We start from the raw sequence: 23,826 nt of genomic DNA on the forward strand, positions 1-23,826 counted from the left end.
GGAGGGGACTTTATATCTATGAAAGAATTACATTTCATTTTAAAAAGAATTTTTCCAACTATTTTGAGTATTTTGATTTTTTTATCTGGAACCCTTATTATATTTTCAAACTCATCAAAATTTGATGTAAGATACATCAAATTTGTCTACTCTGTTTTACCGGGGGATATTATAACCTTATCTCACCTTTCATCCAATGTAATAGGAACTTTTCTTCTTATACTTGCGTATGGAATCTACAGAAGATTAGATAGTGCCTATTATCTATCTATTGTCGCTTTTATTTTTGCCATATTTTTTAGTTTTTTTAAGGGCTTCAACTATTTGGAGGCAGCTTTTTTCAGTTTTATTTTAATTTTATTAATTCCATCCAAAGATCGTTTTTACAGAAAATCTTCAATTCTAAAAGATAAATTATCTCTAAAATGGGTTCTCTTTACTTTACTGGTCATTCTACTGAGTATATTTTTTGGTTTTTATTCCTTTAAAACTGTTGAATATAAAAAAGAAGTTTGGTGGCATTTAGTTTTAAATAAGCACTATACTATCTTCTTAAGAAATAGCTTTATATCACTCTCTATATTTTGTATCTTTTTAGTTTTTAATTTTTTTAACACTGTCTTAAGCGTAGAAAAAATACCAAGTTCAAAGGTTTTAAATGAAATAAAAAAAATAATTAAATCAAGTGATAATAGCTATGCTTCTCTAGCTTTACTACCTGATAAATCAATTCTTTTTGACAGAGGAAAAAACTCTTTCATCATGTATGGAAATACAAATAGTAACCTTATATCTATGGGTGATCCTATTGGTGATAAAGAATATTTTCGTGAAATTATACAAGATTTTTATAGAATTGGAAAACAAAGTGGAAAAAATATAGCCTTCTATGAAATTTCTAAAGAACACCTTTCCGAATATTTAGAGTTAGGTCTTAAAATAATTAAAATAGGAGAAGAGGCTATTGTCAATTTAAAAAACTACGATATCTCTACACCTCTGTACAAAAAAATCAGATATACTTTCAATAAATTTGAAAAAATGAATTTTACTTTCAAAGTTGTTGATTCTATTGAAGGGATTGAATCTTCTTTAGAAGAGGTTTCCAACAGTTGGCTAAAAAATAAAAAAGCTAAGGAGAAAGAATTTTCTCTAGGTAGCTTCAATCTAGATTACCTCAAAAATTTTAAAATAGCACTTCTATATGATGAAAATAACGAATTGATTGCTTTTTCCAATTTACTCAGCACTGACAATAAAAGTGAAGTTGCTATCGATTTAATGAGGTATGTTGAATCTGCACCATCTGGGACTATGGAATATTTATTCATAAAAATAATAAACTGGTCAAAAGAAAATGAATATGAACGTTTTAGTTTGGGAATGGCACCACTTGCTGGAATATATGGTGGTGAATTAGCACCTCTATGGAATAAACTTAGTGTATTTTTATTCAATCACGGCGGTAACTTCTATAATTTTGAAGGCTTAAAACAATTTAAAGATAAATTTGCTCCTCAGTGGGAATCCAAATATCTAGCATATTCTGGTCATTTTAATCTAGCGTCTCTACTAAAAGATATTGCTCTTTTAATATCGGGAGGAATCTTAGGAATCTTTAGTAAAAAGTAGTTTTCTAATTTTAAGTATTTTAAGTATTTTAAGTATATGAAAAAAAGGAGAGATTATGAATCTCTCCTTTTAAAATCTTAGTTAGCTTTCTCAGCATAAACTGAAACTTGCTTCTTGTCTCTTCCTAATCTCTCGAACTTTACGTATCCATCGATTAATGCGAATAGAGTGTGATCTTTTCCACATCCCATGTTGTTTCCAGCATGGAACTTATTTCCTCTTTGTCTAACAATGATGTTTCCAGCTTTTACAACTTCTCCATCATACTTCTTAACTCCAAGGTAATTTGGATTAGAATCTCTTCCGTTCTTAACAGAACCTTGTCCTTTTTTCTTCGCAAATAATTGTATATTTAATGTAAATAGCATCTAAATTTCCTCCTTCTCTACAAGCTTTATGTGTTTAGGATAACCCTTAGATAGTTCTTTCAACATCAATACCATTGTATCTAATAATACATGAACCTCTTTTTCCTTATTAGAAAAATCCATTCCCCTCATATCAACGTCTAAGTACCCATCGGAGTCAATTTCAAATTTTGGTGTAATATCCAAAACTTCTTGCAATCCTCCTAACGGAAATTGCATTGCCATGGAAACTGCAGCACAAACAATATCTTGCCCGTATTCAGCGTATTCAGCATGACCATTGGCTCTGTATCTAACTACTTTACCATTTTTTTTTAATATTTCAATCTTTGTCATAAACTAATTATGCATTGATTGCAGTAACTTTAATCTCAGTGAAAAGTTGTCTATGACCTTTCTTTCTGTGATATCCAGTCTTTGGCTTGTATTTGAAGTTAACAACTTTAGCTCCTTTACCTTGAGCAACAACCTCTGCAACTACTTTAGCACCCTCAACAACAGGAGTTCCAACTTTAATCTCTCCATTGTTTGATACTAAAAGAACCTCTGTTAATTCTACAGTTGTGTTAACCTCAGCATTTAGTTTTTCAACTCTTAATACTTCACCTACTGCAACTTTGTACTGTTTTCCTCCAGTTTTTATAACTGCGTACATTCTAACACCTCCAAAAGTATAAAGATCGCTAGATTCGGTTGCTGACGACCTTATCCAAGCTTAATCTACTGTTCATTCTATCATTTTTTATGTACTTTGTCAATTAATTTATTTTAGCCACTCCTGTGATAACGGAGAGCCGTTCCTATAATTTGTAATTTTTTCTAACTCACCTTTTGAAGTGTAACTTCTCCACTCACCATTTTGGAGCCCTCCAACCAGTCTCCCCTTCTCTCTAATTTTTTCATTGTCCCAATATGCAATCCATTCTCCATTTCCACCTTTAAAATCCTCTTGGTGCAATATTTTTCCTTTGTTATCATACCATATCGTTGGTCCTGATATTTTCCCATCTGAATATGTCACTCTTGAACGAATGTTTCCTGTATTTCTATAATATGTCTCTTGTACTCCATTTTTCAATCCATTTGTATAAGGCTCTTTCATCCCAACTCTTCCAGCCTCAGAGTACCAAACCTTATATCCATTTAGCTTTCCATCTTTGTACTCCTCTGTATAATGTTTATGAACACCCACTACCGCCGCAAATGTTCCAGTAAATGGAACTGTTGAATTTCCATTATACGCCAATTTATTCCGCACTTGTTTGTTTGCTATATTTACCTGATCTATTCCATTTAAAGTAATCTCTGTTATTCCGCTATCCGCTAAAGCTACATTTTGACCTGTATGAATTATATCTGTCTGAGGGATAAATTCCCCCTCTGACATAGTTGAAATACTTACATCATAAGCTTTTTTTGGAATTGATGGCAATAAGATTCTATCTTCATCACTCATCTTTTTTTCTAGAGGGGTACACCCTACCAGTGCTAATAATATTACTCCCATTACTATTCTTATCTTTTTCATAACAATTCTCCCAATAATATTTTATGTAAAAAATAAAGTCAAGGAATTTATACGAAATTTCTTGACTCAGTTGTTTATTATTGATAGGCATTAAATAAGCCGGGTTTTGTATTTGTCAATCATTTATCTAGAGCTATAATTGCTTATAGCTTCAAGCAACTTACCCTGAGAGAGGACGAGCAACCCCTATTCTCTCCTATTTAGTCTTGCTCCAAAGGGGGTTTACCTAGCTTCTTTAGTCTCCTAAAAAACTGGTGGTCTCTTACACCACCTTTTCACCCTTACTATATACATAGCGGTCTATTTTCTGTGGCACTTTCCTTAAAGTTTCCTTTAGTAGCCGTTAGCTACCCTTTTGCTCTGTGGAGCCCGGACTTTCCTCTTGCTTACACAAGCGATTAACTCTAATACCTATCACTTTTTAACTTATATTTTCTCTTTTTTCTTTTTACCTGTACCATTCTAATAGATAATACCAAAAATGTCAATAAAATTCCTAAAAATATCTTGGTTTTTACTGTCATCCGGTCAAATCCTTTAATATTTTCTTGAGAATCAAAGTTCACTACAAAAATCTCCTGTAATCCCTCAACTAAATTTATAGCTATAAGAGACTCATTTTTTTCGCTCGTATATTCCTCTACATTTTTCAACAATAGAGATAAATCAGACGCCATATCTTCAGGTGCTAAATCCTGAGAAATTTTCAACTGTATTTTTAAAATTTCGTTTTCATTATTTTTTATTAAATTTACAATAACCGTTTTTTCCTGCTCGGCTGCTTCAAAACCTTCATTTTCTTCCAGAGTGTTTAAATAAAGTTTATTGCCTGTTTTCTCTTGAAAACTCTCTACAACTACTGATATTTTTGACTTTTCATCCTCTGAAAAAACATTTCTATAGTCGTTTATTTTTACAAGAACTAAAGTAGAAAATATTAATAAACCTATCGTAACTTTTTTTAGCATTCCATGTTCTCCTTACATTTTTTCAAAAACTGGACCATCATTATATATTGAAATAGATATTTCAAACTCTTTTTTCAGTAAATTTTCTAATAAATTCGAAAATATCCACTCACTTTCAAAATGCCCTATATCAATCAAATTAAAATTTTCTTCTTTTGCATCTACAGCTTCATGATATTTTACATCCCCTGTAATTAGAACTTGTGCCCCCAATTTTTTAGCTTTTCTCCAATAAGAAGCTCCTGCTCCGCTGACCAAAGCTATCTTTTTTATCCCTCTTTCCTCTTTTGCTCTCACTATACTTATACTTTTCAAATTTAACTTTTCTTTCAATAAAATCGATAAATCTTCAATGCTCACTCCCTCTTCTATTTTATAAATCCTTCCTATTCCATACTCCCTACCATTACTTTCCATTGGATCAAGTATTTTTCCATTTCTTAGTCCCAGTATATTTTCTCCTAAAAAATCATTTAATCCTGATTTTCCTGAATCTAGGTTAGTATGCATTGAATACACCGAAATTCCACTCTCTATTAATCTTATAATTTTTCGTCCTACTAAAGTATCACTATTTATCTTTTTTAAAGGTGCAAAAATTATTGGATGGTGAGTTATAATTAGATTAGCACCCACTTCAATCGCTTTGTCAATAACACTATCTGTTAAATCCAATGACAAAAGAACTCCTCTCACTTTTGAATCTCTACTTCCTACCAGTAACCCCACATTATCCCAATCCTCAGCTAAAGAAATAGGAAATTTCTCTTCTAAAAAAGTTATAATTTTACTTAACTTCATATCTTTAAACTTCTTCCTCCTCCCAAAGATATTTTTGTCAATGCTTCTTCAAATAGCCTCTCTCCCTCTCCTCTTTTTAAGTCTAAAGCATTTTCAATTTCAAATAAAGACTCTCTTTTATCTCCAATCAGCCCGTAATACCTCTTTAAAATCTCCTCTTCCAAATATGACATTTTCTTTGGAACTGAATTATAGTCAAGTTTTTCAACTTCATTTATTTTCTCTTCAATTATTTCAGATTTTTCTTCTAAAGGTATCTCTTCACTATCTTCCTCCTCTAGTTCCGATACAATTTCATGCTCTATTAGCTCCTCTTTTCTTTTAGAAAAATATCCTTTATACATATGTTTTTCGTTTTCTACCTTTTCATCAACAAATAATAACATTTCTCTTCTAATCCACAACTTAATGTATTCCAATATCTCACCATTAGAAGATCTATACTCTTCCAAAGCTTTTATTATTCCTATATTTCCCTCTTGAATTAAATCTAGGTAATCAACTCCAGCTATCAAATAGTCAAACGCTATATTTGCCACCTCTCTTAAGTTGCTTTCTATCAATCTATGTGTACTTTCTTCTTCGTCCAAAGTTTCTAAAACTGCTTTTAATTCTTCTTTTGAAAGTGGCTGGATGGAAGATATTTCTTCCAAATATTCTCCAACAATTCCCTCAATAACATAGCTATTTTCCTCTATTTTCTCCTCTTTTCTTATATCCACACTTTCAAATTTTAACTTTAAATTTGGATTCTCTTTTAAAAATTTTACAAACTCTTTATCATCAACACAATTTTCTAATATCTCTTTTTCAAATACTCTCGCTTTCATATCTTCCCCTTTTTTCTCTTTTAATAATAAAATGGGGGATACAACTCTCCCCCATATTTTTATACTTTAAAATCCTCCAGTTTCTTTCTTCTACTTGGATGTCTTAATTTTCTAAGTGCTTTAACTTCTATCTGTCTGATTCTTTCTCTTGTCACTTTAAATATCTTTCCAACTTCTTCCAAAGTTTTTGGGGCACCATCATTTAATCCATATCTAAAGATTAATACCTGCTCTTCTCTACTACTTAAAGTTTTTAGAACGTCATTTAGTTGTTCTCTAAGTAAGGTTCTATTTGTCAGTTCATATGGATTTTGCATCTTATTATCTTCTACGAAATCTCCCAATTCACTATCTTCTTCACTTCCAACTGGAGTTTCTAAAGATATAGGATCTTGGTTCATCTCTTGAATACTTTTTATTTTTTCAACTTCCATTCCTAACCTATCAGCTAGAACTTCTGGAGTAGCATCTTTTCCAGTCTCTTGAAGGTATATTCTAGCTTCTTTTTTAATCTTATTAATTGTTTCTATCATGTGAACTGGTATACGAATTGTTCTTCCTTGATCAGCTATCGCTCTTGTAATAGCTTGTCTTATCCACCAAGTTGCATAAGTCGAAAATTTATATCCTTTACTATACTCAAATTTTTCAACCGCTTTCATAAGTCCTATGTTTCCCTCTTGAATTAAGTCTAACAGTTTTAATCCTCTATTTGTATGTTTTTTAGCTATACTTACAACTAATCTAAGGTTTGCTTCAATAAGTTGTTGTTGAGAGTATTCATCTCCTTCCAAAGCTGCTTTTGCATATCCCAACTCCTCTTCATGAGTCAACAATGGAATTTGCCCAATCTCTCTTAAATACATCTTTATAGGCTCATCTACTTCCATCTCTCCAGTTATACTAAATAAATCATCATTTACTAAATCGTCTTCACTTACCTCTTCAATATCATCTGGATTAAAATCAAAATCATCTGAATATTCAGTGCTTTTTTCCTCTTCATCATCCTCTTCATCTAATTCAACAACAGGTCTTTTTACTAGTGGAGTTATAACTTTTTTTATATCTTTTTTATCTTCGTCTTTTCTCTTAATATTTTCCTGTTTTTTTATCTCCTCTTGGGAAATAATTTTTATTCCCTGTTCTGTCATTCCATTTATTAAAAACTCTATTCTTTCAGGTGGAAAATCTGAACTCAATTGGCTATTAATCTCTTCATAGCTTATTACTTTACTTTCCATTGCCTTTCTTAATAAAGCTAAAACCTTTTCATTTTTTATAAACTCCTTCATTAGTTGAAGCCTCCTCTATTGAATAAAATTATCTCTCAAAATTTTAAGCATTGATATCTTTAAACTCCTCATACAATGCACGAAGGTCATTGAACTCAATATGTTGTTTCAATTTATCCTCTATCTTCTTCAGTTTAATATGTTTTAATAAATTGCTTCTTTCTTTTAGTGCCTCTTTTAACTCTAGAATAAACCATGACGTAAAAATAATCTGAAATCCTTTTTCTATATCCAATTTATTTGAATAGTCATCTATTGAAAGTAGTGATATTTTTACTAGTTCTTTCTCTTCATCCGAACTCAAATTTCCTGTTAGTATTATATCTTTTGTTATATTTGAACTCTTTTCCTGATTTTCTTTTAAGAACTCTAGATATTGAAATATCTTTTTTCCTAAACTACTATTAATATCCTTATCTTTAAAATCTTCAAGGTATTCATTTTGAGAAAGAATTAAAGCTAACGTTAATTTCTCTAGATTACATAGTCCTTTTTCGTCTAAATTCTTACTTTCCTCTTTTTTTTCATAAGTATTTTTTATTCTTTTTTTATTATTTATTATTAAGATAGATTTTAATATATCTGATTCAATATTTAATGATTTACTTAGTTTATCAATATACAAACTTTTTTCTAAATCATTTTCTAAACATTGAAAGAATTCCTTAAATCTATTTATAAAATTTTGTTTTGACATATGGTCTTCTAAACTGTATTCAGAAGAATATCGCAAATATAGATAATCAAAAGCCTCTAAAGAGTCTTTTACCACTTTTAGAAATGCTTCCTTTCCATATTTTTTTAAGTAATCATCTGGATCTTTTGCGTCTTTATACAACAATACTCTAATGTTAAATCCTGCTGATTTTAAAATAAATATAGATCTCTCAGTGGCTTTTTGTCCTGCCTCATCCATATCAAAAGAAAGGATAACATTATTAGTATATTTTTTTAATAAAAGTGCTTGTTCTTCAGTTAAAGCAGTCCCTAGCGGAGCTAGAGCTACATCAAATCCATACGAATGAGCTGATAACACATCCATATACCCTTCCATTAAAATGGAATAATTTTTTTTCTTAATATTACTACCCTTTTGAATAAAACCATATAAATTTTTTCCTTTTGAGAAAATAGGAGTCTCTTGTGAATTTATATATTTTGGAATATCTTTACTATCCTCTAAAGATCTACCTCCAAAAGCTATAATCTTGCCTGAAACTGAATATATAGGAAAAATAATTCTATTTCTAAAAGCATCATATATTCCCTTTTCATTTTCCTTAGCTAACCCTAAATCGAATATCTTCTTTTTTTCAAATCCTTTATTTATAAGATAATCATAAAGTCCTGTCCAATCACTAGGAGCATATCCTATTCCATTCTCTTTTATTAATTTTGGATTTATTTTTCTTTTAGATAGATATTCTAAAGCATCACGAGCTGTATTTTTAAATATCTCCTCTTTATAGTAGGTATAAGCCTCTTCCATAATTTCATAATACTCTTTGTTTTCATTATTCTTGCTATTTCCTACTTTTTTTATTGGAATATTATATTTACTTGCCAACTCCTCCACTGCTTCAACAAAAGATATTTTTTTATACTCTGAATAGAATTTTATAGGATTTCCACCAGCACCACACACAAAACATTTACAAATATTTTTGTTTGGGCTTACTACAAATGATGGATTATTGTCTTGATGAAAAGGACATAAGCCTTTGAAATTAGCTCCTGTTTTTTTTAAATCAACAAACTCTCCTACAACCTCTTCAATATGTAATTGTTGTAACAATAAATCAATATCTTCTGATTTATATTTCATCAATATTCTCCCAATCTCTTAGATTTTTTAAGTAAAAAATATTTAAGAGCAAACCGCTCTATCCTAAATTATATTATATTTTTAGTAAATATGCAATTTTTTTTTAAATTAAAAAGAAGGATTTAAAAAATCCTTCTCATTTTCTACTTTTCTGTATTTTGTGTACTCAATTCAATCTCTTTTAGAGCTTCTTGAGCTTTTGTATTGATATAATCTACTTTTATTTGATTTTCAAATTCTTGGAAATTGGCTTTTTTCTCCTCAGTTTGAGAATCTTTTTTATATATTATAAAGTCTTTTTGGTCTTTGATGAACCCAATACCTCCAACTTTTGAATCATAAATAGCTTTTGCTAATTCCTCATTGTATCCTAATCCTGGAATATATCCCTCTTTTGTTATGCCATCTATTTTTTCAGAGAAAACTATATCTTTATCATTTTTTAAATCTTCAAAAGTTATTGTTTTATCAGTCAAATCTTTAACAATTTGTGAAATTTGATCAGTTTTTGAATCCAATGTCTCTTCTGATGGCTCTGGAATTATTAAAATATGACTTGCAGTCACTGTTCCCGCTTTCTCATCTTTTTCTTGAACAAAAATTATGTGGTATCCAAATTGTGTTTTAACAACTTCTGGATAAACCTCTCCTGGAACTCCTGCAAAAGCTGCATCTTCAAAAGGCTTTACCATATCTCCTTTTTTAAAAGTCCCTAAAGATCCACCTGCAGGTCCACTAGGACCATCTGAGAAGTTTTTAGCCATCTCTGCAAAATTACTTTTATTTACTTTCTTTAAAAGATCCTCTGCCTTTGTTTTTGCTTTTTGTTCATCACTTTCTGTTGGTTGAACCTTTAAAATAGCTATATTTGCATCAGCACTCTCTAAAGTGTCATAATTTAATTGATTCTCTTCAAAAAACTCTTTTAAGTCACTTTGAGTATATTTCACTTCTGATTTTAATTTTCCATACAGCTCTTTTACAGCATTAGCAACTTGTAAATCTAGAGGTAAAGCAGAATCAACTTTTATTCCTCTAGCTTCAGAAGCTTTTAATAATTTTATTTCTGATTCAATTGATGATTTTGCTAGTTCTTTCGCTTGTTCTAAATTACCTTTAGTCATGGCTAAACTATTTAAAACTCTTTTATCAAACTCAACATTACTTACTTTAACACCATCAAACTCGAACTCTTCTTTCTCTACGTAAGCATCAAAGTTCTTATCCAAATCTACTAATTTCATTTTTGCCCTAGCTTCAGACATATCCTTAGCGTATGTTTCTGCACCCTTTTGCAATTTTAGGGCCTGCTCTATTTGAGCTTTCACATCTTCCAATGGCTTCCCTTGAAACATTGTATACTTGTAATCAGCATAATATTCATCAATCTCTTTAGGCGTAACTTGAACTCCTTGAGCTATAGCTTCTGATGTTTTTTGTAATATTAAATTTTCTCTAATTTCATTTTCTAAAGTTTTTGTAGTGTATCCTTGGCTTAGAAGTGCACTTTTAAATTGCTCTTTATCTGGAAACGCCGCTTTTATTTGATCCATCTGAGCATTTACTTCAGCTCCTGAAACTTTTATCTTTAATTTATCTGCCATCTCCAATAAAAGATTTCTGTTGATTAATTCATTAAAAGCAATTGTATTCATCAGCTCTGGGTCTATATTACTTCCCAAATATCTTTTATAATTTTCAGACATTATAGCCATAGATCTATGTGCTTCTGCCATTGTTACTTTTTTTCCATTTAGTTTAAAAGCTAGTTGTGTATTTGCAGAACTATTTCTAAATGACATAGCATATCCCGCTATCAAACTTATAAAAAAGAATATTGTTATTACCCAGATAACTGGCTTCATATTTTTTCTAAATTTTCTAATTGCCATTTTTTATCCCTCCGAAGAATTTTGTAAATATTATTTTGTATCCAATCCATATTTTCTGATTTTCTCGTAAAGAGTTGTTCTTCCAATTCCTAAAAGTTTAGATGTTTCTTGCTTGTTCCATCTTGTCTTTTGCAACGCCATTGCAATTACTACTTTTTCAACCTCGTCTAAAGCATATATCTCTTGTTCTAATATATTTTTTAAAGGTCCTACTCCAATAACAGTTTTGTTTTCAACTGTATCAGATTTCATCTTTATTTCCAATGGTAAATCTTCTACATCAATGCTTCTATCATTACATAAAATTACCATTCTTTCTATCATATTTTTTAACTCTCTTATATTACCAGGGTATGAATACTCCATTAAATACTTCATAGCATCTCCTGAAATAACCGGTATCTCTCTTCTTAAATCTTTTACAATTTTATTCAGGAAATAATTTGCTAACATTGGAATATCGTCTTTTCTATCCCTCAAAGGGGCAACTTCAATTGGGAAAGCTGTTAATCTATGATATAAATCTTTTCTAAATTTTCCCTTTTCTGTTTCCTCTTTTAAGTCCTTGTTAGTAGATACAATAAATCTAACATCTACTCTTCTTGATTTATTTCCACCAACTCTTCTAAACTCTCCGTACTCTATAACTCTAAGAACTTTTGATTGTGCTTTTAAATCCATTGCTGATATTTCATCAAGGAATACTGTTCCACCGTCTGCTTCTTCTAAAATTCCTTTTTTACTAGTCGTCGCTCCTAAAAATGCTCCTCTTTCATAACCAAATAATTCTCTTTCTATTAAATCTTCTGGTAAAGAAGCACATGAAATTGTGATATAATTTTCTTTTCTTCTATCACTCTTTTTGAATATCTCTTTAGCAATTAGCTCTTTTCCTACTCCATTTTCTCCTGTTATTAAAACAGTTAAATCACTTTCTGCTACTTTATCAATTAAATTTTTTACCTCTTTGATTCTAGCTGATTGTCCAATTATTTCATTTTCGTCCTCTGTATCTGAAAGTTTTTCCTCCAGCTTTCTTTTTTCTTTTACAATCTCCAAGCTTCTTAAAGCTGGAATCATTATTCTATTCATTTCTTTAACATCCACTGGTTTTAATAGATAGTTATAGATATCCGCTTCCTTCATTTCTTGAATTAAAGTTTCATTCTCCTCATCAAGTAAACCTATTACTACAAAATCTTTTCCTATTCCATTCAGCTTTCTCTTAGCCTCTGAAAAATTAAACCATGTTAAATACTCATCTAATAGAACAACGTCAAAGTCACTCTCTCTCAACATATCTAAAGCATCTAATAAGTTATTAAACGTTATTATTTCATAAACTTCTGATAAAGCTTTTCTTACTTGTTTTAATGTTTCTTTTCTTTCTGAAACTACTAATATTGATTTTTTCATCTTTTTTCCTCCTAGCTTCTATTTTCGTTAACACTGTATTATAATTGATATCTTGTTATTTTTCAAGACTTTTTTAAATTTTCTGTTCTAGATTATTCCAAACAGTTTCACTCTAAACATTAATTCTATTTTTTTCTATCTTTTCCTTTTTATTTTGTTAGATTTTCTACACTACTGTATGCTTTTTGTGTAAGTTAATTTAACATAGACTTTAAAAATAGATTATAAAAAATTTCTATTTCTCTAGTTATGTCAATAGTTGCATACTTTTCGACCATTCTTTTATAACTATCCTCATCTACTACATCTATTCCCGTTTTAGTTATTAAGTACAACAATAATGTCGTCAATGAAGAGCTCAGCATTGTTCTAATTTTTTCTATTTCACTCCTATATTCCTCTTTTATATGATCTTTATTATTATTTAAAAATTCACTGAATATAACATCTCTTTTCATATATTCATCATATGTCAGATTTATTTCTCCATTTTCATAGATTTTTGCAAATAAAAACAAATTATATCTATCATCTTTTAAGGTTAATCTCCTTCTGACAATCATTTTTAATTTTTCTTCAAATGGAATTTCTAAATCTCCAACTTCCTTTAAAAACTCTCTTCTACTTATAACTGAGTTATCCATTATTTCTAATAATAACTCCTCTTTGCTTTTAAAATAATAATAGAAGCCCCCTTTTGCCATTCCTAGAACGTTAGCTATATCCTCTATTTTTGTATTTCTAATTCCATTAGCTGCAAATAAAATAGTTGCTGTTCTCTTTATACGATCTCTTTTTGTCACACTATCACGTCCTTATTTTTTAAAATTTAAAAATATTAAATATGTCGTTAGCTGTTGCAAATATTATCAATCCAAACAATGTTATCATACCTACTGTATGAACTCTCTCTTCAAGTTTTTTATCAACCTTTATTCCAACTAATTCTAAAATAACAAATATAATTCTTCCGCCATCTAATGCTGGGAAAGGTAATAGATTAAATATTCCCACATTTATTGACAGTATTGCTAATAACCAGATTAAAATTCCTGAACTTCCACTTTTACTTGCATCTCCTACAACTTTAACTATTCCAACCGGACCACTGATATCTTTTGCTTTTACTTTTCCTGTAATAAGCATTTTAACTCCACTTAAAGTATCTTCAAATACCCCTATAAATGTTTTAAAAGATTGTTTTATTCCCTCTCCAAAACTATATCTTTCGAATTTATATTCAGGAACTATCCCCATTATTGCTGGTTTTTCTTCACTTACTTTAGTTAATGGGACTACTACATCCAATATTTTCCCATCTCTTTCTATAACTACATCTAAAGATTCTCTATTTTTAGAATCTTTCGCTATCGTTTCTCCTATTTCAGACCAAGTAGTTATTTTTGTCCCATCAATCTCTTTTATAATATCATTTTTCTTTAAAATAGTTGAAGCTTTAGCAGTATTTATTATATTTCCTACTATTGGATTTGTATTTTGAATAGCTTTACCAGCGGCAAATGTTATTCCTAAAATCACTACTAAAGCCAACATAAAGTTCATAAATACTCCAGCAAATAAAACAACAAACCTTTCGAATGGTGGTTTACTATTAAAACCGTTCTCTACTTTACTTCCAACTTCCATACCATCAATATTAACAAATCCACCTATAGGTATTATTCTAATAGAATACAGAGTATTTCCAGTATAATAGGAGTATAACTCTGGCCCCATTCCTATCGCAAACTCAGAAACGGGCATCTTAAAAAATCGTGCTGCTAAAAAATGTCCCAACTCATGTATAAAAATTATTAACCCTAGTAACAATAGAGCTATTACTATATCCATCTTTCCTCCTGTTATAAAATTTCATTCACTAATTTAAAAATCTCTTCTGAAATTTCTTCTATTGTTTTTAATCTATTATTTTCAACACATTTAATCTCTTTCCAAAAATATTTTCTTGATATCTCACACGCATTTTTATGAGATTTTTTTAAATATTCAATATTTTTTTCATGTATATCCTTTTTATCTCCACCAGTTATTTTATTTTTCCTTTCAAACATTAGCTTTTGAGCAGTTTCTATCGGCATATTTAAAAAAATAACTAAATCTGGTCTTGGTATTCCCATTTTATTATACTCTAAATCTTCCAACCATGCTAAATAACTCTCTTTTTCTTCGGATTCATTTATTTTAGATGCTTGATGAACCATATTTGATGTTGTATATCTATCGGTTATAATTATTCCACCCTCATTATAAAAAACTCCCCAGTCCATTTTATAAGAAGCATAGCGATCTATTGCATACATTGTTGAAGCTGGATATGGATTTACTTTTTCTGCATCACTTCCAAAATCACCAGCTAAGTACATTTTTACTGGAGCACACGCCGGGCTCTCATAATTAGGAAAAGATATCTTCCTTATTTTATTTATCTTTTTTGATAATCTATCAAATAATATCGCTGTTTGTGTTTCCTTTCCACTCGAATCTGTTCCCTCTATAACTATAAGTTTTCCTTTTTTAATCTCTTGCATAATTACTATAAACCCACTTTCTTGTTTCCTTATCCACATCTTTTATCACTTCTAAAGAGTCCATCTCCCTCACCTTATGAAATTTCATAGCTCTTTCTATTATTTCATATATTTCTAAAAATTTTATTTTCCCTTCTAGAAATAACTCCACTGCAACTTCGTTTGCTGAATTAAACACACACGGCATTGTCTTTCCTGTCTTTCCCGCTTGAAAAGCTAATTCTACCCCTTTGAAAACCTTGTTATCAACCTGACTAAAAGTAAGCTCTGTCAAAGTTTTTAAACTTAATCTTTCCAACACCCTACTATTTTCTCTTTTTGGGTATGTAAAAGCATACTGAATCGGAAGTTTCATGTCTGGTGCTCCCATTTGAGCTATTATAGAATTATCTACAAATTCTACCATCGAATGTATAATACTTTGAGGGTGAACTAAAACCTCTATATTTTCATACCCTATCCCAAACAACATATGTGCCTCTATCACTTCCAATCCTTTATTAACTAAAGTCGAAGAATCGATTGTAATTTTTTTTCCCATCGACCAATTTGGATGTTTTAAAGCTTGTTCAATCGTTACCTCTTCTAACTCCTTTAAACTTTTACCTCTAAAAGGTCCTCCACTAGCTGTTATAATTAAATTTTTTATCTCTTCCTTTCTATTTCCCTGCATACTCTGAAATAAAGCCGAATGCTCACTATCTACAGGAATTATCTCCGCTTTTGGATACTTTTGTAAAAGTTTATTTATATACTCTCCTGCTGCTACCATTGTCTCCTTGTTTGCCAAAGCAATTCTTTTTTCTTTTTTTATCGCCTCCACTGTTGCCTCAATCCCAATAGCACCACTTATTGCCGTTAAAACTATATCAGCCTCCTCTAAAGCTCCCATCGCTTTTAATCCTTCATCTCCAAAACAGATTATTTTTTCAGGATATAACTCCCTTAAAATTTTTGCATTTTTTTCAGAACCTATGCAAAGATATGTTGGATTAAACTTCTCCACTTGTTCTTTAAATAACTCTAAATTAGAATATGCTGACATAGCTATAACTTTAAATTTCTCTTTTTTGGCTTCTATAACCTTTAATGCATTTGTTCCAATACTTCCTGTAGAACCCAATATAGTTATATTTTTCATACTTTTTCTCCTCAAACTCTTTTTATTTCTCTTCTAAAAAAATGGTAGCCTTTTTAAGCTACCTTTTCTCTAAATAAATTTTAATAGATAATATACAACTGGTACAACGAATAACATACTGTCAAAACGATCCAATATTCCTCCATGCTCTCCTAATAATTTCCCTGAATCTTTAACTTTAAATTCTCTTTTGAACATAGATTCACCTAGATCACCTATCTGGGCTACTATACTAATTAACAAACCAAACAGTAAAACAATCACCGTACTTATATCGGTTCCAAAAATACTAAAATATTTATTTATTAAATAGATTGCTCCCATTGTAAAAACTATTCCTCCAATGGAACCTTCTATCGATTTTTTTGGACTTATTGAGCTAAATCCTTGCTTAAATATTTTCCTTCCTATTCCCATTCCTACAAAATATGCAAATGAATCACATACCCATACTAAAATCTGGATTGTCAATAACCATTTCCCACCATTTGGTAAATAGTTCATTAATAATAGATGTGTAAACAATCCAGAAACATAGATAACTCCAAGCAGTGTGATACCAATATCTCTACTTGAATTTTCAACTTTATTTTGTAAAACTTTTTTTCCTATTAAAGCTATTATTAATAGAGCTATCGGCATAAGCACAAGCGTCGAATTATCTACATTTACAAAGTAGATTATATTTGGTATAGCCAGTCCAGCTATATACCCCAAATTTACATCCGGTTTTTTCCCACCAATCTCTGCCATCTTGTAAAACTCAAATAGTCCAACTAAAACAACAAAATTTACGAACAGTAACAGTAAAAAACTTCCTTTTAACAATACTGTTATCAAAAGTGGTATTCCTATTAAAGCTACTAATATCCTATTCACCATCTACTTTACTCCTCCAAAACGCCTCTCTCTTTTTTGATAACTTTCTATGGCCTTTATCAACTCATCTCTATCAAAGTCTGGCCAATAAGTTTCTGTTACATATATTTCAGAGTAGGCTATTTGCCACAATAAAAAATTAGAAATTCTCATTTCTCCACTTGTTCTTATTAGTAACTCTGGATCAGGTAACTGGTTGTATAAATATTTTTCTACAATTTCTTCTGTTATCTCCTTTTCATCATGCTTTATAATTTCTTTTATAGCATCAACTAGTTCAGCTCGTCCACCATAGTTAAAAGCTATATTCAACGTTATTCCCGTATTTCCTTTTGTTGCCTCTTCTAACCTATTAATTTCTGCAAGTAAATCCTGACTAACTCCCTCTCTTCTTCCAGAAACTAAAAATTTCACATTATTTTTCATCAATAATTTTTTTTCATTTTTTAAATAAGTTTTGAAAAGAAACATTAAAGCATCTACTTCTTCCTTTGCTCTTTTCCAGTTTTCAGTCGAAAAAGCGTAAACTGTCAAATATTTTACACCTAACTCTCCACAATAAGTTAATATTTTCCTTAAAGTATCTGCTCCTGCTTTATGTCCGTATGTTCTGGGCATCCCTCTTTTTTTTGCCCATCGTCCATTCCCATCCATAATTATTGCTATATGACTTGGTACTCTTAAACTCATTATTTTTCTCCTCTCAATAAATCACTAAATTCTACCATATTTAGAACATTTTTTCCATAAAAAAATGCTTCCTAAATGAACAAAAGAGGTAGTTTTTACGCTACCTCCTTCTATCTTTTATATAATTTATTAGTTTTTATGAACTCTGCTATCTCTTTTGGTACCATGCTTTCTATGGATTCCTCTTTTAAAATAGCCTCTCTCACGCCAGTTGAAGAAAAATTCAAAAATGGATTTTTTACCTGTAAAATATTCGCATCTTTTAATAATGTGCTATATCCTTCTCGCTGAAGAATAACAACCTTCGCTAATTTTAGAATCTCTTTATAATTTTTCCATCTATGAAAGTATGCTCCTGAGTCTTCACCAATAATCTCATAATACTCATTATTTGGATACATCTCAATAATTTTTAACAGTGTATCATAAGTGAATGCAATATCCTTTGATTTCACTTCTATATCTGAAACTTCTATTTTTTTTTCATTTCTAAATGCTATCTCACACATCTTTAGTCTCATATTCGCATCTGCCAATATATTTTTTCTATGGGAGGGAATTCCTACAGGTATAATAAGAAGCTTATCCAGATTCAAGTGATCCACAATAAACTTCGCCATATATATATGTCCATTGTGAATAGGGTTAAAACTCCCTCCATATATACCTATCTTCATTTTTAATCAATCTCCGCAACTGCTTCAATTAAAAATTTTGTATTATTTAGTAGTTCTCCACCAACTTCCCATTGAAGCGCCTTATCTTGATTTTTAATTCCATTTAGTAACATCATTCTATACTTTTTCTCATTCTTATAGCTATAGCTTTCTAAAACTTTTTTATATGCTAACAGTGCTAAATTTTCAAAATCTTTAGGAATCTCTATACTCCTATCTTCAATCTCTTCAGAGCTCTCTAGACAGCTTAAATCATACCTCTGTTTCGTAAAGTAACTGATAACGAGATAACCAATCTCATCTATCCAACCCACAGCGTTCAGAATTTCTCTCATTGCCAAAGCCATCAATGGTTTATAAAAATATATATTATCCATAAGTGATAGATTAAATAACGTTTTTATAAACTCCTCTTTATCTTTTAACGCTAACTCTTTTCCATACTTTTTGGAAAATTCTAGCTCTCCTTTTATCACTAATTTTATAAAATTTTCTTTTAATTTATCAATAGGTATATTCGATAGTCTATCTATTTTTTTTTCCTTAAACCTCTCAGTTCTATTACTTTCCCTCTCTAAAACTCTCATAAACATCTCATCACTCTTACAAAAGACCATCAAAGGTATTGAAAAATTCATTTTTTTTCTCTTAATTACTCCGTCACAATCAACAGTCAAGTAGGCTCTTTTATCAAGAGTATCCGCGTTCTCAATTACTTTTGCTACTCTTTTTTCTATTCTACTTTTCATTTATTTCACCAAATCCTTTTAAGCTATTATCTTCTAACATTGTAAACTCTATTTTTAAAACAAATAAATTATCTATTTCTAACTTCTTAGGCAATTTTACCAAGTCTTTTTCTGTTGTTATTATAAAATCTGCATTCATTGCTTTCGCTCTTTTTTTTATAACATCAAAGTCTTTCTCTTTAAAATCATGATGATCCATAAAATCCACTCTTTCTATATATTCTGGATTTAGAGAAATTACGGTTTTTTCAAAATTAAGTGGGTTTGCAAGTCCTGAAAATAGAAGAACTCTTTTTCCTGTCACCCAAAATAACGGTTTTGCATTTCCTTTTATATCGCATAACGAAGTTACTCCATGCTTAGCAACTGAAACTGATTTTTTAAATTTTACTTTTAAAAATCTTTTTAATGTTTCTAAATCACTTTCAGATATTAAGTCTGATTTTGTTATTATAAATTCACTCGCTCTTTCTCCACCCTTTTGGAAATCTTCTCTCAAAGTACCTTTGGGTAACAACGCTCCCCATCCAAAAGGATTTGTTGCATCTATCAACACTATATCTCTGTCTCTTTTTAGTTTCCTATGTTGAAAACCATCATCCAATATTATAGTGTCTACTCCAAATTTCTCCACCGCTAATTTACAAGCTTCATATCTATTTCTTCCCACAATGACAGGAACCTTTAAATTCAAGGCATGAATATATGGCTCATCACCACTTTCCCTAGATGTCACCAATATTTTTTTACCATCACTCACTATCATTGGGTCAATCTTTCTTTTTCCTCTATATCCTCTTGACACTATGGCGACTTTTCTCCCCATCTTCAAAAGTTTTTTTGTAAAAAACTGAACTGCTGGAGTTTTTCCCGTCCCTCCAACAGTTATATTCCCTATACATAAAATATCAACATCTGGTATCTCATTTATTTTAAGATACCTTTTATCGTAAAGCCAATTTCGTGTTGAGGTTATTAAAAAATATATATACGATAAAAGTCTCATTTTTTCCTCTCTTTATTAAATTTTTACTTGAACTAATTTGGAAATTCCTATTTTTTTATTCATTGTTACACCATATAAAGAATCCGACGCTTTCATAGTTTCTTTATTATGAGTTATTAAAATAAATTGAGATCTATCAGTAAACTCTTTCAATTTTCCAATCAATTTTCTAGTATTTTTTTCATCCAGAGCAGCCTCAATCTCATCTAGAAATGTAAAGGGACTTGGTTTATACATAAATATCGCCATTATAAAAGCTATCGCAACCATTGATTTTTCTCCACCAGAAAGAAGTGAGAGAGCTTGTCTCTTTTTATTCTTGTACTTAACCGATATCTCAACGCCACAATTTTGGAAATCCTCTCCATTATGAAGCGATAATTTTCCTTCAGAGTTATCCAATGTTTCAATGCACATCTCATTAAAATTTTTATTTATCTCTTCATACGCCTCGTAAAATTTTTCTTCAATTGTCTGGTCAATCTCTTTTATTAAAAGAGAAAGGCTTTTCTCTCCTTTTACTAAATCTTCCCTTTGTAAATCAATAAACTTATATTTATTATCTAACTCTTTAAACTCTTCAATTGAAAGTAAATTCACAGATTCAAACTCTCTTAATTTTAATTCTAATTCTCTCACCCTTGTTCTAGAAGTCTTTATCTCCTCTTCACTGACTATGTATTCTTCGACCTCCAATAACTCTTCTAATTGAACTAAAATCTCTTCAACTTCTCTAGAAATTCTTTCTTTTCTTTCCAATTCTCTATTTAAAATCTCTTTTTCTTTAAATAAAGTTGTCTCAATCTCTCTTGAACCTCTTATCATATCTTTCGACTTTTCTTCTAAAATATGATCCTCTTTTTTCATCTCCTTTAGTTCTTGATTCTCATTTTCAAATTTTATATTTTTATCTTTTATATCTTCTGCTATAGTATGAGCTTTTTCTTCCAATTTTTCAAGCTCTTTTTTTATTTCATCTAAAACATTTAATATTTTATTCTGTTTTTCCTGTTGCTCCCTTTGTTCACTTCTTTCTCTCTCTTCCTCTTTTTCGATTTGAATAAATCTATCTTTGCTATTTAAATAAAGTATTCTTATATCTGAAAACTCATCTCTTAAAGTATTTATCTCTGTGCTTAAAATTTGAATTGTTGAATTTTCATTATCTAGCTCATTTTTTAAATCCGACACTATTTTTTCAGTTATCTCTTTTTCGCTCTGAGAATTTTCTACTCTTCTGGCATATTCTTTACTATAATTTTCCTCTTCTTGAATCTCTATATCCACTACTCTTTTTTCTTTCTCTAATTTCTCGCTTTTAGACTTTAAGTCCAAATAAAGTTCCTCTGCTATTTTAGTTTGTTTTCTTAAACTATCCTCTAAAGCATCTATTCCACCGATTTCTTCTTCATACTTCTCAAGCTTTTTACTCATAATTTGGATTTTTTCATTCCATTCTTTTAGCTTAATCGATATATTATTCACAGTTTCTTCCAAAATTTTGATTTCTTTTTTTCTTTCAAAAATTTGAGACACAATAGAGTTTGAAGTTTCTCCACCCGTTATTCTTCCTCTAGAACTTAAAAGTTCTCCAGAAAGAGTCACAATATTTCCACTATAACTATTTTTTTTCAATATTTTTAAAGCTACGTCAATCTCTGTTACAACTAGAATATTCCCTAGTAACATATCCAAAACTTTACTATATTTTTTATTCACAGATACTAAGTCAGATGCTCTTCCCACAACTCCATCTTTTTTAGGTATATCTTTTATTGAACCCGCTTTAATTGTATCCAAAGATAAAAATGAAGCTTTTCCAGCTTTTTTTTCTTTTAGAATCTCTATTCCTTTTTTAGCCACTTCACTTGTTGTTACAACTATATCTTGTAGATTTCCAGGTATTGCTGCTTCTATTGCTTTTTGATAGTTTTCAGGAACATTTATTAACGAAATTACAGCCCCTTCTACTCCCGCTATCTTTGCATTTAAAACTTCCTTTACTCCCTTATAGAATCCTTCATTACTCTCTTGAACTCTATATAATGCCTGTAATTTAGCGGAAGCTCTTTTCTCTTCAAACTCAGCATTTCTTAGTAGTTCTGCAGCTTTATTCATATCCTTGCTTAAATTACTAATCTCTTGCTCTAACTTTATCTGTCTTTCTTCCGTTTCTTTTAGAGCTTTTTGCTTTAGCTCTTTGTTTTTCAACGCTTCTTCCAGTGCTTTTGAATTCTCCTCTATTTTCTTATCAAATCCATTTTTTTCCTCTTTCAAAGATGCAATCTTAAATTCGCTTCCTTTCATTCTTCTTGTGGAGCTTTCTATCTCATTTAAAAGTTTTAGTTTTTCAACTTCTAAATCCATTATTTTTTTCTTTTTTAATTCACTGCTAATCTCTTTGTCTCTTTTTTTTGACTCTTTATCCTTAATGGCTTTTTCAAACTCTCCATTTTTTATTTCAATATCTAAAACTTTTTCTTCAACTCTCTCTTTTTCCTCTTTCAGTTTCACTAATATTTGATCTTTAGATTCCACTGTTTTTTTTACTAAAACTATCTCTTCCTCTTTCTGCTTCAACTCCCTCTTATAGGAAGTTATTCTTTCTCTAACTCTTATCTCTTCTTTTTCCAAAGTTTCTATTTCTGACTTTAAAGATGTATTACTTTCCGAGAAGTTTTCTATTTTAGAATACAACTCTTTTCTTCTATTTTCTATTGAGTTAAGTTCTAAATCTAATTTTTTTAACTCCTCTTCTAATGTTGAAGTTATTGTCAATAGTCTTTCCTGCTCTTTTTCACCTGATTTCAAAACACCATTTTTAGAGTTTAAGTCAAATGTTAATACCCCTTTTTGTAAAATATTTTTTTCATCTTTTAGGTTCAGATACTCTATGGCTTTCTTGGATTGCTTTTCAACCCTTGCTCTATTTTCACCAATTTCGCTTAAAACTAGCTCTATTTTTTCAAGTTCATTTTGAACTTTCTCTAATCTTTTTTCAGATTCCATTTTTTTTTGCTGAAACTTTTTTACTCCCGCAGCTTCTTCTATTATACTTTTTATCTCTTTATTCGAAGAAGATATTATTCTTTCTACCTTTCCCTGACCTATCACAGAGTAGGCACTTTTTCCAACTCCAGTATCTAAAAACAACTCTCCAATATCTTTTAATCTAACTTTTTTATCATTTATTAAATAATCATTGTCGCCATTTTGTGACATTTTTCTTGTTATCTTTATATTTTCAGCTTCAATTGGAAAAAAATTATCTTTGTTATCTATAAAAAGTGAAACTTCTGCATAGTTTGCAGCTTTTTTCCCTTCACCTCCAGAAAATATAATATCTTTACTTTCTTTAGCTCTTATATTTTTATAGGATTGTTCTCCTAAAACCCATAATATTCCATCCAATATGTTTGATTTTCCACTTCCATTTGGTCCAACAATAGAGGTTATTCCTCCATCAAAATCTATTTTTATTCTTTCACCGAAGGACTTAAATCCATAAATTTCTACGCCTTTTAAGTACATCTCATCTCCTTAATAACTTTTGTCTTAAAAAAAGCTAACCCAATTTAGG

At 30.2% G+C, this 23,826-nt stretch carries 22 protein-coding genes, 1 other RNA gene and 1 pseudogene; 1 reads left to right on the top strand and 23 read right to left on the bottom strand.

The genetic code is table 11. The features are described 5' to 3' along the window. Positions 1–18 precede the first annotated feature (18 nt). The gene (locus ACWI69_RS03635; protein ID WP_448820493.1) at positions 19–1,632 is read left to right on the top strand and encodes a phosphatidylglycerol lysyltransferase domain-containing protein; all 1,614 of its coding nucleotides are present in this window, start codon (positions 19–21) and stop codon (positions 1,630–1,632) included. Positions 1,633–1,709: 77 nt separating this feature from the next. On the opposite strand, the gene rpmA is transcribed toward ACWI69_RS03635, so the two are convergent. From rpmA to smc, 23 genes and pseudogenes are all read right to left on the bottom strand, one after another. Continuing rightward, entirely contained in the window at positions 1,710–2,000 is a 291-nt protein-coding gene (gene rpmA, locus ACWI69_RS03640) for a 50S ribosomal protein L27 (RefSeq protein ID WP_023049937.1), read from the bottom strand. Next, positions 2,001–2,336 (bottom strand): ribosomal-processing cysteine protease Prp, encoded by a 336-nt coding sequence (locus ACWI69_RS03645; protein ID WP_448820494.1) that lies wholly within the window; start codon positions 2,334–2,336, stop codon positions 2,001–2,003. It lies immediately after the preceding gene. A gap of 7 nt (positions 2,337–2,343) precedes the next feature. Then, positions 2,344–2,655 carry a 50S ribosomal protein L21 gene (rplU, locus tag ACWI69_RS03650; RefSeq protein WP_448820495.1) on the bottom strand — a complete coding sequence of 104 codons (312 nt, stop codon included), beginning with the start codon at positions 2,653–2,655 and terminating at the stop codon, positions 2,344–2,346. A gap of 108 nt (positions 2,656–2,763) precedes the next feature. Continuing rightward, complete coding sequence (locus tag ACWI69_RS03655; protein WP_448820496.1) at positions 2,764–3,528, bottom strand: toxin-antitoxin system YwqK family antitoxin; 765 nt, start codon at positions 3,526–3,528, stop codon at positions 2,764–2,766. A 79-nt stretch (positions 3,529–3,607) separates the two neighbouring features. Further along, an RNA gene (gene rnpB / locus ACWI69_RS03660) (RNase P RNA component class A) lies at positions 3,608–3,943 on the bottom strand. Then, entirely contained in the window at positions 3,933–4,496 is a 564-nt protein-coding gene (locus tag ACWI69_RS03665) for a hypothetical protein (RefSeq protein ID WP_448820497.1), read from the bottom strand. Before ACWI69_RS03665 ends, rnpB begins: the two co-directional genes overlap by 11 nt. 12 nt (positions 4,497–4,508) lie before the next feature. Beyond that, the gene (locus ACWI69_RS03670) at positions 4,509–5,297 is read right to left on the bottom strand and encodes a Nif3-like dinuclear metal center hexameric protein (RefSeq protein ID WP_448820498.1); all 789 of its coding nucleotides are present in this window, start codon (positions 5,295–5,297) and stop codon (positions 4,509–4,511) included. Then, positions 5,294–6,127: a sigma-70 family RNA polymerase sigma factor gene (locus ACWI69_RS03675; protein ID WP_448820499.1), complete on the bottom strand. Its 834-nt coding sequence runs from the start codon at positions 6,125–6,127 to the stop codon at positions 5,294–5,296. Before ACWI69_RS03675 ends, ACWI69_RS03670 begins: the two co-directional genes overlap by 4 nt. 59 nt (positions 6,128–6,186) lie before the next feature. Next, complete coding sequence (gene rpoD, locus ACWI69_RS03680) at positions 6,187–7,017, bottom strand: RNA polymerase sigma factor RpoD (protein ID WP_448820522.1); 831 nt, start codon at positions 7,015–7,017, stop codon at positions 6,187–6,189. A 246-nt stretch (positions 7,018–7,263) separates the two neighbouring features. After that, a pseudogene (locus ACWI69_RS03685) lies at positions 7,264–7,422 on the bottom strand (RNA polymerase sigma factor region1.1 domain-containing protein); the annotation flags it as partial. Positions 7,423–7,465: 43 nt separating this feature from the next. Beyond that, entirely contained in the window at positions 7,466–9,247 is a 1,782-nt protein-coding gene (dnaG, locus tag ACWI69_RS03690; RefSeq protein ID WP_448820500.1) for a DNA primase, read from the bottom strand. 143 nt (positions 9,248–9,390) lie between these two features. Continuing rightward, the gene (locus ACWI69_RS03695) at positions 9,391–11,139 is read right to left on the bottom strand and encodes a peptidylprolyl isomerase (RefSeq protein WP_448820501.1); all 1,749 of its coding nucleotides are present in this window, start codon (positions 11,137–11,139) and stop codon (positions 9,391–9,393) included. A 30-nt stretch (positions 11,140–11,169) separates the two neighbouring features. Continuing rightward, positions 11,170–12,555, bottom strand: coding sequence for a sigma 54-interacting transcriptional regulator (locus tag ACWI69_RS03700; protein WP_448820502.1), 1,386 nt, complete (start codon positions 12,553–12,555; stop codon positions 11,170–11,172). Positions 12,556–12,749: 194 nt separating this feature from the next. Then, positions 12,750–13,358 (bottom strand): TetR/AcrR family transcriptional regulator, encoded by a 609-nt coding sequence (locus ACWI69_RS03705; RefSeq protein ID WP_448820503.1) that lies wholly within the window; start codon positions 13,356–13,358, stop codon positions 12,750–12,752. 19 nt (positions 13,359–13,377) lie between these two features. Then, positions 13,378–14,406, bottom strand: coding sequence for a M50 family metallopeptidase (locus ACWI69_RS03710; protein ID WP_448820504.1), 1,029 nt, complete (start codon positions 14,404–14,406; stop codon positions 13,378–13,380). Between the two features lie 11 nt (positions 14,407–14,417). After that, entirely contained in the window at positions 14,418–15,143 is a 726-nt protein-coding gene (locus ACWI69_RS03715) for a dTMP kinase (RefSeq protein WP_448820505.1), read from the bottom strand. Continuing rightward, a complete protein-coding gene (gene dxr, locus ACWI69_RS03720; RefSeq protein ID WP_448820506.1) occupies positions 15,091–16,245 on the bottom strand; it encodes a 1-deoxy-D-xylulose-5-phosphate reductoisomerase in 1,155 nt (384 codons plus the stop codon). Before dxr ends, ACWI69_RS03715 begins: the two co-directional genes overlap by 53 nt. 69 nt (positions 16,246–16,314) lie before the next feature. Further along, on the bottom strand, positions 16,315–17,127 hold the full coding sequence (locus ACWI69_RS03725; protein WP_448820507.1) for a phosphatidate cytidylyltransferase: 813 nt from the start codon (positions 17,125–17,127) through the stop codon (positions 16,315–16,317). Further along, the gene (locus tag ACWI69_RS03730; RefSeq protein ID WP_448820508.1) at positions 17,128–17,814 is read right to left on the bottom strand and encodes an isoprenyl transferase; all 687 of its coding nucleotides are present in this window, start codon (positions 17,812–17,814) and stop codon (positions 17,128–17,130) included. A 110-nt stretch (positions 17,815–17,924) separates the two neighbouring features. Continuing rightward, positions 17,925–18,491, bottom strand: coding sequence for a nicotinate (nicotinamide) nucleotide adenylyltransferase (nadD, locus tag ACWI69_RS03735; protein WP_448820509.1), 567 nt, complete (start codon positions 18,489–18,491; stop codon positions 17,925–17,927). Between the two features lie 2 nt (positions 18,492–18,493). Next, positions 18,494–19,240, bottom strand: a complete 747-nt coding sequence (locus ACWI69_RS03740; protein ID WP_448820510.1) for a hypothetical protein — start codon at positions 19,238–19,240, stop codon at positions 18,494–18,496. Beyond that, positions 19,230–20,246: a tetraacyldisaccharide 4'-kinase gene (gene lpxK / locus ACWI69_RS03745; RefSeq protein ID WP_448820511.1), complete on the bottom strand. Its 1,017-nt coding sequence runs from the start codon at positions 20,244–20,246 to the stop codon at positions 19,230–19,232. The genes ACWI69_RS03740 and lpxK overlap by 11 nt, the downstream gene beginning before the upstream one ends. 15 nt (positions 20,247–20,261) lie before the next feature. Further along, complete coding sequence (gene smc / locus ACWI69_RS03750; protein WP_448820512.1) at positions 20,262–23,777, bottom strand: chromosome segregation protein SMC; 3,516 nt, start codon at positions 23,775–23,777, stop codon at positions 20,262–20,264. Between the last annotated feature and the right edge of the window lie 49 nt (positions 23,778–23,826).

It is taken from the genome of Cetobacterium sp., assembly GCF_977044495.1.